This window comes from Chryseobacterium proteolyticum (assembly GCF_046591535.1).
GTDB classification, from domain to species: Bacteria; Bacteroidota; Bacteroidia; order Flavobacteriales; family Weeksellaceae; genus Chryseobacterium; species Chryseobacterium proteolyticum.
Genome location: NZ_JBJLWK010000005.1, coordinates 173201 through 187046 on the forward strand (window position 1 = coordinate 173201; position 13846 = coordinate 187046).

10 protein-coding genes and 2 pseudogenes are annotated in these 13846 nt (G+C 35.8%); 6 read left to right on the forward strand and 6 right to left on the reverse strand.

Annotated elements, in window-relative coordinates; translation table 11 throughout:
- Positions 1-12: 12 nt before the first annotated feature.
- The 5 genes from ACJ5H0_RS18510 to ACJ5H0_RS18530 all read right to left on the reverse strand — a co-directional run bounded on the left by ACJ5H0_RS18510 (position 13) and on the right by ACJ5H0_RS18530 (position 7988).
- Positions 13-546 carry a thioredoxin family protein gene (locus ACJ5H0_RS18510; RefSeq protein WP_306614470.1) on the reverse strand — a complete coding sequence of 178 codons (534 nt, stop codon included), beginning with the start codon at positions 544-546 and terminating at the stop codon, positions 13-15.
- Positions 547-591: 45 nt separating this feature from the next.
- Entirely contained in the window at positions 592-2064 is a 1473-nt protein-coding gene (locus ACJ5H0_RS18515; protein WP_273650767.1) for a peptide MFS transporter, read from the reverse strand.
- Positions 2065-2168: 104 nt separating this feature from the next.
- Positions 2169-3923, reverse strand: a complete 1755-nt coding sequence (locus tag ACJ5H0_RS18520) for a peptide MFS transporter (RefSeq protein ID WP_411251289.1) — start codon at positions 3921-3923, stop codon at positions 2169-2171.
- Positions 3924-4056: 133 nt separating this feature from the next.
- Positions 4057-5712: a peptide MFS transporter gene (locus ACJ5H0_RS18525; RefSeq protein WP_411251292.1), complete on the reverse strand. Its 1656-nt coding sequence runs from the start codon at positions 5710-5712 to the stop codon at positions 4057-4059.
- A 146-nt stretch (positions 5713-5858) separates the two neighbouring features.
- Positions 5859-7988: a S9 family peptidase gene (locus ACJ5H0_RS18530; RefSeq protein ID WP_411251295.1), complete on the reverse strand. Its 2130-nt coding sequence runs from the start codon at positions 7986-7988 to the stop codon at positions 5859-5861.
- 120 nt (positions 7989-8108) lie between these two features.
- Here ACJ5H0_RS18530 and ACJ5H0_RS18535 point away from each other — a divergent pair, with 120 nt between their 5' ends.
- The 3 genes and pseudogenes from ACJ5H0_RS18535 to ACJ5H0_RS18545 all read left to right on the forward strand — a co-directional run bounded on the left by ACJ5H0_RS18535 (position 8109) and on the right by ACJ5H0_RS18545 (position 8783).
- The gene (locus ACJ5H0_RS18535; RefSeq protein ID WP_411251297.1) at positions 8109-8330 is read left to right on the forward strand and encodes a hypothetical protein; all 222 of its coding nucleotides are present in this window, start codon (positions 8109-8111) and stop codon (positions 8328-8330) included.
- The gene (locus ACJ5H0_RS18540) at positions 8293-8583 is read left to right on the forward strand and encodes a hypothetical protein (protein ID WP_411251300.1); all 291 of its coding nucleotides are present in this window, start codon (positions 8293-8295) and stop codon (positions 8581-8583) included. Before ACJ5H0_RS18535 ends, ACJ5H0_RS18540 begins: the two co-directional genes overlap by 38 nt.
- Positions 8584-8647: 64 nt before the next feature.
- Positions 8648-8783, forward strand: a pseudogene (locus tag ACJ5H0_RS18545) (DUF6496 domain-containing protein).
- A 109-nt stretch (positions 8784-8892) separates the two neighbouring features.
- Here ACJ5H0_RS18545 and glgP read toward each other — a convergent pair.
- Positions 8893-10552 (reverse strand): annotated as a pseudogene (gene glgP / locus ACJ5H0_RS18550) (alpha-glucan family phosphorylase).
- Positions 10553-10752: 200 nt separating this feature from the next.
- Here glgP and ACJ5H0_RS18555 point away from each other — a divergent pair.
- The 3 genes from ACJ5H0_RS18555 to ACJ5H0_RS18565 all read left to right on the forward strand — a co-directional run bounded on the left by ACJ5H0_RS18555 (position 10753) and on the right by ACJ5H0_RS18565 (position 13813).
- Positions 10753-11277 (forward strand): hypothetical protein, encoded by a 525-nt coding sequence (locus ACJ5H0_RS18555; protein WP_411251303.1) that lies wholly within the window; start codon positions 10753-10755, stop codon positions 11275-11277.
- A 28-nt stretch (positions 11278-11305) separates the two neighbouring features.
- A complete protein-coding gene (locus ACJ5H0_RS18560; protein WP_411251305.1) occupies positions 11306-11551 on the forward strand; it encodes a hypothetical protein in 246 nt (81 codons plus the stop codon).
- A 162-nt stretch (positions 11552-11713) separates the two neighbouring features.
- Positions 11714-13813: a T9SS type B sorting domain-containing protein gene (locus ACJ5H0_RS18565; RefSeq protein ID WP_411251307.1), complete on the forward strand. Its 2100-nt coding sequence runs from the start codon at positions 11714-11716 to the stop codon at positions 13811-13813.
- The last annotated feature ends 33 nt before the right edge of the window (positions 13814-13846 follow it).

The following is a 13846-nucleotide window of genomic DNA, read 5'->3' on the forward strand; positions in this document are numbered from 1 at the left end:
GGAAATCCCAAACTAGTTTTTTATTTTGGATTTAAACTTTTTCTGGTAATCTTCCCACTGTTCCCGAGTTTTGATTTTTTTATACATATCCTTTGAAATAAATTCCAGGTAAGGCTCAAGCTCTATAGCTGAAAGTTCACCCTGAAGAATAGTGATGGGTCCTCCTTTCTCATCCAGAAAAACAGTGCTGGGAACTGCCGCAACGTTCATATATTGTGTGAATTCATGGAGTGAATTTTTTCCTTTTTTGTGTTCAACGGTGTGATTGGAAAATGTTCTCCCGAAAATTTCAATATCTTTTTTCTCTTCTGCATTGAACTTCACCGGATAATAGTTTTCATTCAGGATCTGCTCAATTACTGGATGACCAAATGTCTTTTTGTCCATAATTTTGCATGGACCACACCAGTCGGCATAAAAATCAATAAGAATTTTTTTAGGATTTTGTTTCTGAGCCTTCAGGGCTTCTTCAATAGTCATCCATTTAACTTGTGCGAAGCTCAGGGTAAACAAAAACAAACTTATTATGCTTAGAATTTTTTTCATACAATTTTAAATTATTAATAAAATTAAGCATAATAAGCTTATATTTTATTTTACGTCTTGCATTAATTTTCTCACAAGCTTGGACATCAAAATTAATACCACACCAGCTATCAATGCATAGATTCCCAGAGTTTTATATCCGTCGGTATAAGCAATAAGTTTACTCATGTTGGTATTGCCGGTATTGGCCTCCGAAAAACTTGCTCCGATTTTACCGGCTGCAAACTGTCCGAATGCACTTGCCAGAAACCACAATCCCATCATCATTCCGAACATTTTCTTTGGTGATAGTTTTGTGATAATAGACATTCCGATCGGCCCCAAACATAATTCTCCGAAAGTAATGACCAGCCAGGTAAAGGTAAACAGATTAAGTGAAGATTTTCCATCAGCACCCGCAAAATATCTTAAACTATAAAATAAAAAGAATCCGGCTGCAAGGAATAAAAATCCAATCCCGAATTTGTTGATGGTATTAGGCTCTAATTTTCTTTTATTTAAACCAATCCATGCCAGCCCGATCAATGGACTGAAAATGATAATGAAAAATGAATTGGCACTATTATTAATAACATTAGGATCCATACCAAAGCCTAAAAGCTTATGTACAAGATTATCTTTTGCAAATAAAGATAATGAACCTCCGCTTTGCTCATAAATAGAGTTGAACACAAAGTACATGAAGATGAATATGAATGCGGCAACAAGCTTTTTCTGATAAGGTGTGGTTTGTTTTAATGTTTCTATGATAAAATATCCAACCGCAACAATTCCTATCAGGTACATAAAATAATCAGTATAATCCGTATTCTTTACCATGATAAAAATAAGCGGCATACTTAACAACGCTCCGATATAAACCAACACTTCACGAGTCGTTCTTTTGGATTGTGGAAGAGCCTGTAATGGAGAATCTCCGATAGGGCCTAAGGTTTTCTTTGTCGCAAAAAATGTGATCAAACCTAAAATCATTACAACGGCAGCTGCAAGGAAACACCATGACCATGAATAATATTTCCCCAGATAAACACATAAGCCACCCCCAAGTAACCCACCAATATTAATACCTGCATAAAATAATCCATATCCTGCATCCCTTCTTGGGTCATCCTCCTTGTAAAGTTCTCCTACCATCGAAGAAATATTAGGTTTGAAAAAACCGGTACCAATGATTGAACAGGTAATTCCGAAATAGAAGAAATCATGGGGCGAAAAGGCAATAATAAGATTACCAATGGACATGATAAGTCCGCCAAAAACCAATGATCTTTTAAATCCCAGGATCTTGTCTGCAAAAATTCCCCCGATAAAGGTGAATGCATAAATGAAGGCCTGTATTGCTCCATATTGTAAATTGGCTTTATCTTCCAATAAGCCCAATTGGTCCACCATAAAAATGGTAAGAACTCCGCGCATCCCGTAAAAACAAAAACGCTCCCACATTTCTACTGTGAATAGCGTCCAAAGCTGTTTAGGATACTTGCCTTTAAAATCTTGTATTTCTTCTAATGTATACATAGTAAATGAAAATAAACGAAAAGCTGTTTCATTTTGAAACGGCGTGCTAATTTATAAAAAAACCTCTGACAAAGCAGAGGTTTTATAGTATTTTATTAATGCAACTACTTTACACCGTGCATCATTTTCTTTAAAATAGGTGAAATTAAACCTAAAATTACCGCAGCAATACCGCAAAGTACTACGAATACCATGAAGAATTGAAACAGGTTGTGAATTTCAAATCCGGCAAATGTAGGATTGTGTAATGGGAGCTGGGCTTTATCAAAAGCAGCTATTTGATCAGCTGTTAAAGTTACTTTTTTGTCTAAAACATCCTGAAGGTTTACTCCGATTTCCTCCGCTTTTTTAAATTTATCACCTGTTGCAGGAATAAGAGCTCCTAACGAACCTGCTAAAGCATAACCTGCTGCATTGGAGATAAAGAAAACCCCGTATAATAATGAAGCGAATCTTTTTGGAGCTAACTTACCTACTAGTGATAAACCAATAGGAGAAAGGCAAAGCTCACCACATGTCTGGATGAAATACAATAGCATCAACCATTTGATTGCTAACAAACCTGAGCTTCCAAGATCTTTTACATTGTGGGCAATGATGAAATAAGAAAGCGCAATTAATGCCAATCCCATAGCTTGCTTGAACGGAGATACAGGTTCTTTTCCTTTGGCTCTTAATTTGTCCCAGATCAAACTGAACGGAACGGCAAGTATAACAACAAAGATCCCGTTGAAGATCTGAACCATGGAAGGAGGCATATTCCAGCCTAAAATATTCCTGTCTGTCTGGTTATCCGCAATGAACGTCAGGGAAGAACCTGCCTGCTCAAAAGCGGCCCAGAAGAAAATAATAAAAAATGATACGATATAAATTACCCAGATTCTCTGTCTTTCCACTTTATTTTCAGCAGAAGTCATAATCAGGAATGCTAAAGCGATACCTGCAGCATAGATGAAAGGATAGATAATTCCTTTGATAAGTTGTCCCATCTCTACTGAATTGAATCCAAATTCTCCTACAAGAAGATATCTGAAAGCAAAAAATAAAACGACAAATATAAGCCCCGTTATTCCTAATGACGGACCTGAGAATTTAGCCGTTTGGGTTTCCCCTTCTTCAAAATCTGCACTTGTATTATGTTTTGGTAATCCTCCGATAGGTCTTCCTTCCGGAGTCACCACATATTTGTTTTTAAGGATGAAGAATGTTACAGTTCCGATAATCATGGCAATAGAAGCTGCAAGGAATCCCCATTTGAAGGCGAAAATATCTCTTACCCCTGTTGCTGCATCTTTAACATCCCCAACGTATGGACAGATAAATTGCCCAAGGAATGCTCCGATATTGATTCCCATGTAGAAAATAGTAAAGGCAGAGTCCAGCTTTGATTTTTCCTGCTTGGGATAAAGGCTTCCAACCATTGAGGAGATATTCGGTTTAAAGAAACCGTTACCAAAAATGATAATGAACAAGGCAAGCCACATGATAAGCTTGGCACTTCCGATATCAGCAGAAAAAGTGGAAGCACTTATGAACAGTAAAAACTGACCAATGGCCATTAAGGATCCACCAATAATAATGGCGTATCTGTTACCAATATATTTATCAGCAATAAATCCTCCTAAAAGAGGTGTTAAATAACACAAAGCTAAAAATCCACCGTAAATGATCGCTGCATCAGCTTCTTTTATCAATAGGGAGTTTACCATAAAGAGCGTTAAAAGTGCTCTCATCCCATAAAAGTTGAAACGCTCCCACATTTCTGTTCCGAAAAGAACCCATAATCCTTTGGGATGTCTGGAGCTCTTATTCTCTAAAAGTTCATCCGGTTTCGGACTTAATGCTTCAATATTATCCATTCTTATTGTTAATTTTTGTTAAGACTAGCAAATATAGTTTTTTTTGAGTTTTTGGCAAGATTTTAATTTTATATTTAAATAAAAAAGCTGTAGATCAATTCTACAGCTTTTATTATCTATTAAAAAGGGTTAATTAATGCCCTTTTTCTTTCATGATCCTGTTTAACCTTTTAAGCATTGAAAGCCCTAAAAGCGTAGCAAAAATCAATAAAGCAAAGTTAACCAGGAAATAATTCATCTTGTTATCATAGCTGTACCACGTACTTGCCAATATTCCTGATAACTTATTTCCGACTGAATTGGCAAGGAAAAAACCACCCATCATCAATGCTGTAATTCTTGCAGGAGAAAGCTTAGAAACAAAAGAAAGTCCCATTGGGGAAAGGCAGAGTTCTCCTACTGTAATCACTCCATAACCGGCAACAAGCCACCATGGAGAAACTTTTACAGCTCCGTTATCTCCGGCCATTACTGCCAATACCATTACCAGGCAGGATAATGCGGAGATGAATAAGCCTAAAACAATTTTTGTAGGAGTAAGCGGCTCTTTTCCTTTTCTTCGTAATATTGCCCAAAATCCTACGACCAGAGGGGTTAAAGCAATAACCCAGAAAGGGTTTATGGATTGAAATAATTCAGTGTTGTATAAATAAACCTTATTTTTTGGATTTTTCTCTAATTCAGCACGTTGTTCAGAAGATATATTTTTAAAATAAACATCTTTCCCCTGCACTTTAATTGTATTTCCGTCTTTATCTTTCTGTGACTGGAATTGATTGTCATAAACAGGAACTTCTTTGTCCTCATAACTTTTACCATCTACCATATAGATATTCTCTAAAGGTTTTTCTATGGCTGCGGGAACACTTCGATCGGTATAATAATTCGCCCATCTTGTTAAAGCGGTTCCGTTCTGTTTAAAAACTGCCCAGAAAAACATACTGATCATAAAAACAGATAATAATGCTCCGATAGCCGTTTTTTCTTCCGGTTTTGCTTTAAAATAAAGTGATCCATAAAAATAGATGACAGGAATACATGCAAAAATAAATGCATCGGTGCTATCGCTTCCAAATATATTACCCGGAATAAACCATCCGATGGCTCCGGCAATAATAGCCGGTAAAAAAACCTTTATTAAGATTTCCGAAAGCTTAGTATCTCCTTCCTGAACTGGTTTCATCTGAGCTGCGTGGATATAGTGCTTCCTCCCAATGGTAAAAATAACCATACCGATAAGCATTCCTACTCCGGCCGTAATGAAAGCTTCACCCCAACCAAATTTGTTACGCATGAAAGCAGCAATAATATTGCAGATAAATGCTCCTATGTTGATCCCCATATAGAAAATATTGTAACCAGAGTCCTTATTGGCTTTATAAGGTTCTTCAGAATACAGATTTCCGAGAAGGGTAGAAATGGTTGGTTTAAAAAAACCGTTTCCGATGATAATAAGTGCCAGAGAAGTGTAGAATAAAGGGAGATCCTTGAAAACACCCATTCCTATATATCCAGCAGCCATCAGAATTCCTCCCAGATAAATAGATTTGATATATCCCAAAACCCTGTCTGCCAAGAAACCTCCAATAAACGGGGTTAGATAGGTAAGTGCAATATAGGTCCCGAAAATATCGTCAGCGGTTTTGTCCGGTAATCCCAGACCTCCTTTTAAACCGGTAGGTTCAATAACATACAAAACAAAAATTCCGAGAATCAAGTAGTACCCGAACCTTTCCCACATTTCGGTAAAAAATAGAAAAGGCAGGCCTTTAGGATGTTTAGTCTTCATCTATACAAATTTCAAATTTCCCAAAAATAAGTTTTTAATTTTAATTGATAAAATAAATTACTCTTTAGAAAAACGATAAATGAAATGAATATTAAAAAACCTTCTAACGTAAATCAGAAGGTTTAATAAATATTTTTAACGATGGATTATAAATTATTAAGGATAAAATCCGTCATTTTTTGATAGAGCTGAGGTCTTGTTTGTCCGCCATTAATTCCGTGGTTTTTATCAGGATATGCCATGAAATCAAATTGCTTTTTGTTTTGGATCAAGGCCTCCGAGAATTCCATAGAATTCTGAAAATGTACATTATCATCGGCAGTACCATGGATTAGTAGAAGTTTACCTTTGAGCAGTTTAGAGTATTCTGTTGGAGAATTTTTATCATAACCGTCAGCATTTTCCTGTGGAGTTCTCATGAATCTTTCCGTATAAACAGAATCATAATACCTCCAGTTGGTAACCGGAGCAACAGCAATTCCTGCTTTGAAGACGTCGGCTCCTTTTGTCATAGCCAAACTTGTCATATATCCACCAAAGCTCCATCCGAACATTCCGATTCTGCTTTTATCAATATAAGATTGATTTCCAAACCATTTCGCAGCGGTAATCTGGTCTTCAATTTCATATTTTCCGAGATTCATATATGTTACCTTTTTATATTGAGCTCCCTTGTAACCAGTACCACGTCCGTCTACACACGCTACAATATATCCTTTCTGAACCAAATGATTGAACCACAAAGTATTTCCTTGATCCCAAGAATTAGAAACCTGCTGAGAACCGGGCCCGGAGTATTGGAACATAAATAAAGGATATTTTTTATTCGGATCAAAGTTTTTAGGTTTTATGATCCATGCATTCATCTGATCACCTGCATTATTTGGAATGGTAATGAATTCCTTCACGGCAAAATTATCTGCTTGTAATTTTTGAAGCTGATCATTATTGTTCTGAAGCTCTTTTACTATTTTACCATTGCCGTCCTTAAGTACAAAAGTATAAGGCTTTGAAACAGAGGAGGAGGTTTCAATGAAATAATTATAGTTTTTGCTGAAATTAGCAGAGTTATTTCCTTCTGTATTGGAGATCAGCTGTGATTTCCCATTCTCAATATTGATTTTGGATACTACCTTGTTAATACTTCCTTTTTCAGTGGTCTGAACATAGATTTCTTTAGATTTTGGATTGTAGCCATAATAATCAGTTACCTCCCAGTTTCCTTTTGTAACCTGCTTCTTCAGTTTACCATCTTTGTCATACCAATATAGATGACGGTGCCCGTCTCTTTCTGATCCCCAAAGGAAAGAATCATCCTCCAGGAATTCCAATGTTGGACTGTCCGTATCAATCCACTTATCATCTGTTTCTGTAAATAATTTTTGAACAGCACCGGTTTTTGTATTAACTTTTAAAACATCAGAAGCGTTTTGTATTCTTTCTGAAGTAATCAAAACCATTTCGTCAGGTTTTGCTGTCTGAAATACATTGGGGATATAATAATTCTTGAAGGATCCAAGATTTAATGGCATTGTTTTTCCTGAATCAAGACGGTATAATTGAGCTGATACAACAGAATTCTTTTCTCCGGCTTTTGGATATTTATAACGCATTTCTGTCGGATAAAGAGTTTTACCATAAATAGGAATATAAATTTCCGGAACCTGGCTTTCATCTGATTTTATGAAAACAATGGCATCCGAATTTTTGGTCCATTCATACTGTCTTGCATGTCCGAATTCTTCTTCATATACCCAGTCAGCAAGTCCATTGATAATTGAGTTTTTCTTTCCGTCCGTCGTTATCTGAGTGATCTTTCCGGAATTCAGATCCTGAAAAAACAGGTTATTGTCTGCAATAAATGCCAGTTTAGATGCATCCGGTGAAAACCTGGGCTCCTGAACGGGTTTCCCTTCATTAACAGAAATGATTTTCCCTGATTTAAGGTCTTTAACTTCAAATTTCCCTAAAAACGAATGTCTATAAATAGGCTGTCTTTCTTTAAGCAAAAGAATTTTGGATTCATCATCGGAAAACTCATAGCTTTCAAACTGCCCGTCTACTATATTACCTTCTTTTTGAGAATTTTTATAAGAATATTTTGCGATACCGCCTTGCTCAATAACCAAGTAGTTTTCTCCGTTTTTCATGGAAGTAATTCCGGCAATGCCTTTCCCACGGTAATATCCTGAATATATTTTATCTAATGTGATTTCTTGTGCAGATAGATTTTGAAGAGCTATGGCAACACCAAGACTTAATAGGATTTTTTTCATTTCTAATTTTAAACAGATTCAAAGATAATAATTTTATCAAACGCACAAAAAAGCTTTTTAATATAAGGCTTTGGCAAAAAAATTGAATGTATTATTACAAATCAAGCTAAAATAATAATTATGGAAACGAATGCATTCAATCAGAAATTAAATCGTTACGTTTTGAATGATCAAATAGTGTATACGGGTTTTTCGAGCTTTAAAGATGCTGAAGCATGTGCACAGAAAAAGGGCGGAACTTTAGTGGAAGTAAGCTTTAAAGATGGAAATGATAATCCGCAGATTTCAGATGAAGCAGGGCTTATTGAAAAAAAAATTACATTATTATGTATATGCAGGTGATGAATATAAATTTATCCATTCCTCAGATCCGGGATTCAGAAAATACGCAGACGATCTGCAGAAAATAAAAGCTAAGATGCGTCAGGATGCTCCTGACGAAAGATATTTAGCTAATTTTGAAATTGAAAATGCAGAAGATCCGATTATTGTGATCAAAAATGATCGTTTAGAATCGGTTACTTCAAGAGAGCGTTCAAAATATTTGAAACACGCTGAAGTTTATGAAATAGGGGTATCCCTGCCAAAATCTTAAAAAAAATAGCATCATGAGCAAGACAAAATATTCAGATAAAGCTCAGGAAAAAGTAGGAAAAGTAATGCACGAATTCAAAGAGGGTAAATTAAAATCTTCTTCTGGAAAAAAAAGTGACAAGTAAGAAACAAGCTGTTGCAATCGGAATTTCTGAGGCAAGAGAGAAAGGCTTGAAAGTGCCTAAAAAGAAAAAAGACTAACTTAAAATAAAAGCTGCCGGAGAATTCTCCGGCAGCTTTTATTTATAATATTGACCTAAAAATTATAAGGGTCTCAATTTTTTAAATTTCTCAATTCAGCAATTTTATCCTAATAATTATACAGCATGCTATAGTATTCATCAGCCATTCTATCGCTGTTAAACTGATGCTTAACATCGTCCATGGCATTGTACTGTATTTTCCTCCAGCTGTCTGCATTATCGTAGTAGGTTGGGAGGATCTGGTTTTCCAGGATTTCATATAACTGGTTTAAATCATAGTTGTCCTGTTCGTAGATGCTCATATTCAGGTAATCTGCTTTTTGAACGACAAAAGAGTTTTGCCCGTGTCTTGCAAACTCAGGAATCCAGCCGTCATCTGTCGAAAGATTTACAGAACCATTCATAGCTGCAGTCATTCCTGAAGTTCCTGAAGCTTCTCTTGGAACCCTGGGATTATTCAGCCATAGGTCTGAACCCTGTTTTAGTGATTTGCTTAAAGAAAGCTCATAACCTGTAAGGACAGCCATGTTTTTATGATTTTTACTTTCTTCTACCAGTGTATTGAACGTAGAAATGGCAGAATAATCCATTGGATAGGGTTTCCCTGCCCAAATTATCTGAACAGGATGTTCAGGATTATTCAATAACTTGTAAAATCTGTCCTTATCGTGCAAAAGCAGATCAGCACGTTTATAACCGGCAAATCTCCTTGCCCAGACTATAGTAAAAATGTTTGGATTGAAAAGATTTCCTGTTTGATCGGCAACGATTTTAAAGAGTCTCTTTTTTAAATATTTTTTACGGTAATCAAATGCCTGATCGTCTCTTTCATCTTTGGAGTTGTAGAGGCGCTTATCTGCCCAGTATTTAAATTCCTGGGCGTTGGTGATTGATTTGATTTCGCAAATTCCGGGATATTTACTCCACATTGCTCTGGAAACCACACCGTGAAGTTGTGAAACACCATTGGCAACTTTAGCCATTTTTAATGCACAAAGAGAATGATTGAAACGTTCATCATCTACTCCTTCTATGCTTTTGGCTTCTTCCATACTAAAGCCTGAAAAATAAGACATGTCATAACATAATTTCAGATTATGTTTTTCATTTCCCGCTTCTTCAGGAGTGTGCGTTGTGAAAACAAGTTTCTCTTTTACTTTGCTTAAATCTCCATTGTATTTTCTTAATAAATAAAATGCAGCGGGTAGGGCATGTGCTTCATTCAGATGATAAATATCTCTTTCCAGATTCATTTCGTCCAGTAATTGGGCACCTCCTTTTCCCAGTAATATATATTGAGCCAGCTTTGTCGATTCATTGGCATCATATAGTTTATGACAGATTGTTTTTGAAACGTGGTCATTTTCCGGTACATCTGTTGATAGAAAAAACATAGGGGCGGTATGGAAAATTTCAGGATCAAGATACCATACTTTCACCCAAACAGGAGCGCTGTGGATTTCAATTTGGAATTTTATTCCGGTATCTTCCAAAAAACTATACATTTTTTTTTGTCCATACCGGCTGTAGTGTCTGATCGTGGTTTCTTGCCTGATCATAGTAGCCGAATTTCCAGAGTATTCCTATTCCTATAAAATCCTGCTTTAAATTATAGGCACTTCTCATGTGTGAACCGGCTAAAAAGCCCAGTCCTCCGGAATATATTTTTAAAACCTGTTCAATGGCAAATTCCATTGAAAAATAGGCAACTTTTTTTGAATATTGGGGATTGGTATTAAAAGGTATTTTAAAGTTTTTAAAATCCATGTATCACAATTTTGTATTTAAAAGCCAAAGGTATTGAATATGAAAGTAAACTATACATTAATTATTTGACAATTTATTTTTAAAAATATCTGTTGAATAGTTTTTTTGCTTACCTTTAAGTGTAATTTTTTGATAATCAAAAACTTCTCAGATGAAACTTTAGGTTCCATGTTTTATTAACCATTAATAAAAAGGCAGTCATGAAAAAGGTGTTTTCCGATGAAGATTTAATCAAGAATCTAAGCTTATATTACCTGAATCGACATTTGAAAAAAAAGCCGATAGAAAAGTATCATCGTAAAATAGACGAATCTCAGCTTCATGACCGCGAAAAGTATAAGAAAAAATCAGAAATTTTACTGTTAAATTCTTTTATGCATCATTTTCCTGATGTTAAATTTGAAAACCTTACCTGTGAAAGTCCCGACTTTATCGCTAATTTAAATGATAAAAAAATTGGAATAGAACTCACTGAGGTTATCAATCATTTGGAAATGAAGAAGATAGAAAGTAATCTTAACAAGATTTTCCGTCAGGCTGAAATATTATTAGAACAAGAAGACACTACGAAATATCGTGGTGTTTATTTTTTAGAATTTCATTCGGATTTCAGGTTTGATAATCCCGAGGAACAGCAGGAAAGTATTCTTGCCATCTGTAAGAGCATAAAGAAAAACAAACCGGTAGGCTTCGTTAAAAAAAATCAGGAAGTCTTTTCATCGTAGAAATGTATTTATTACACATGAATACAGTATGAATTTATTTGATGAATTATGCTCGGATAAAATACTTGAACTGATTGAGAAAAAGAATGAAAAATTTCCTTATTACGACACTTCAGTAGACGAATGCTGGCTTGTGATCGTTTCAGATATGAATTCTATTGCATCGCGATATACCTTTATTCAGGATAAAGAACATCTGAATGAAGTCAAAAGTCCTTTTCACAAAATTTTCCATCTTGAGAATTTATGTGGTAATTTGACAAGTATAAAATAATTCTTCAATAGATGTGTTTTTGTTTAATAATTACATATTTTTAATATTTATTGTTAATGATTTTTGTTGTTTTATAAATTTTAATGAAATAATAAGTATATTTGATATATCTGTTGTGTATTGATTTAATTATTGATTAATTTCTAACAAAAGCATGTATTCATGAGGAAAAATTTACTTATTATTTTTTTATTGATCTCACAAATCCTCTTTTCCCAGGCAGATTGTTCATCTGCATTATCGGTTTGTGGAAATTCAAGCATTACATATTCTCCCACAGGAATTGGAGCTGTAAATGAAAATTTAGGAGGGTGCTTAATAACAGGCGAACACAATTCAATTTGGTATAAACTTACTATTGCCACTGGCGGAACGCTTACTTTTGATTTGGTGCCCAATGATCCGGATGCGGATTATGATTGGGCTATTTATGGTCCTAATGTAGCTTGCGGAAGTTTAGGATCTCCTATACGCTGTAATGCTGCAACTGTGATTGGTGTAGGTCCGTCTACAGGATTAAATATGACAAGTACCATTGTAGATGCGCCTGGTGGATCACTGACTCCTTATTGTAAATATTTAGATGTTTTGCCAGGTCAGACTTATTATTTGTATATAGATAACTGGGTGGGTGCTGCCAGTACTACAATGGCTCCGTTTTCTTTAACCTGGGGAGGTACTGCTGCTTTGGCGTCTCCTTTCACGGACCCTGCAATACAGCCACATCCATTTGTCCCTCCGGGGGTTCCTGCGGCTAATCCTGCTGACCCACGTGAAGTTATTATATGTAATAGTCCGGCTGTTTTTGATTTCAGTACTTTGACTGCAGGCATTCTTAATGCGAACCCTAATTTCCAGATAACGTACCATACTTCACAAAATGATGCCCTTTCTGGTGCAAGCCCGATTTTAACTCCTATTATCGTTAATACAACAACAACTTATTATTTCAGTATACATTATCAGGATCCTGCGAATCCCAACAATCCAATCAATTCATGCAGGCAGGTGGGTGCCTTTAAATTTAAGCTGGGAAATATAACAGGGAATAACGTTTCTTTATTTGCCTGCAACAATAATAATGCGGGTACGGCAGCATTTGATCTTACAACTGCTGCTGTTTTTGGTGATCCTACAGCAGTTAAAAAATATTATCCGTCTTTAAACGATCTTAATGCAGGTACTAATGAAATTCTGAATCCTTCTGCATATGTATCTGCTGAAGCAACAGTATATGTAAAAATAATTTCCCAGCTGGGATGTATTGGAACAGGGATGATTTATCTTAAGTTTTATCCTGTGGTGGTTGTAAATGATGCTATTTTGAGATCATGTTTTATTGAAGGCGCCTCCTCTACAGCGTCTTTTAATCTTACCGCCGCATCGGTTACTATACAGGCACCCGTAACCAAGAAATATTATCCTTCACTTACTGACGCGGTGAATGGAACAAATGAAATCGCAACACCGTCTGCGTACATCGCTTCTAATGGTGTGGTATACATAAAAGTATTCAATTCAAATAATTGTTTTGCCGTCGCAAAAGTTACTCTAGCTGTGCTCCCACCGGTAAAATCGACAGTCCTTACTGATAAAACCATCTGTATGGAGGATACTACCACATTGGATGCCGGTCCCGGCTTCGATTCATACCTCTGGAGTACAGGAGCTACAACCCAGGCGATCACAAACGTAAGCGTAGGGACTTATTGGGTAAAACTAAAAACTGGAGAATGCATCACAACTCAGGAGGTAAAAGTGTATGCAAGTGAGCAGCCGGTAATATCCAATATAGATATTTCGACCAACACCATTACAGTTACGGTTAACGGAGGAACACCTCCTTATCAATATTCATTAGATAATATCAACTGGCAGACTTCTAATGTATTTAGCAATGTACCGAGAGGAGATAGCCAGGTTTATGTAAAGGATTCTTATGACTGTGATCCAATTGATATTACTGTGGTGGTACCGAACCTGATCAATGTAATTACACCGAATAATGATGGAATTAATGATGTAATTGATTATTCAGCGCTGGCTAACAAACAAAATTTAATATTGAGTATCTTCGACAGGTATGGTAATAAGGTTCACCAGGCCGACAAAACAAATGGATATAAATGGGATGGTACTACCAATGGCAGTAAAAAGGTTCCTACAGGGACATATTGGTACTCTGTAACCTGGAACGAAAATGATAAGAAAAATACACCGGTTAAATTCTCAAGCTGGATACTGGTGAAAAACAGGGATTAATATTTGATAATCATAAAAAAACCATCCTAAAAA

Excerpts from the sequence above, each read along its gene's own strand:
- ACJ5H0_RS18510 (WP_306614470.1), bottom strand. The coding sequence starts at position 546 with ATGAAAAAAATTCTAAGCATAATAAGTTTGTTTTTGTTTACCCTGAGC.
- ACJ5H0_RS18515 (WP_273650767.1), bottom strand. The coding sequence starts at position 2,064 with ATGTATACATTAGAAGAAATACAAGATTTTAAAGGCAAGTATCCTAAA.
- ACJ5H0_RS18520 (WP_411251289.1), bottom strand. The coding sequence starts at position 3,923 with ATGGATAATATTGAAGCATTAAGTCCGAAACCGGATGAACTTTTAGAG.
- ACJ5H0_RS18525 (WP_411251292.1), bottom strand. The coding sequence starts at position 5,712 with ATGAAGACTAAACATCCTAAAGGCCTGCCTTTTCTATTTTTTACCGAA.
- ACJ5H0_RS18530 (WP_411251295.1), bottom strand. The coding sequence starts at position 7,988 with ATGAAAAAAATCCTATTAAGTCTTGGTGTTGCCATAGCTCTTCAAAAT.
- ACJ5H0_RS18535 (WP_411251297.1), top strand. The coding sequence starts at position 8,109 with ATGGAAACGAATGCATTCAATCAGAAATTAAATCGTTACGTTTTGAAT.
- ACJ5H0_RS18555 (WP_411251303.1), top strand. The coding sequence starts at position 10,753 with ATGAAAAAGGTGTTTTCCGATGAAGATTTAATCAAGAATCTAAGCTTA.
- ACJ5H0_RS18560 (WP_411251305.1), top strand. The coding sequence starts at position 11,306 with ATGAATTTATTTGATGAATTATGCTCGGATAAAATACTTGAACTGATT.
- ACJ5H0_RS18565 (WP_411251307.1), top strand. The coding sequence starts at position 11,714 with ATGAGGAAAAATTTACTTATTATTTTTTTATTGATCTCACAAATCCTC.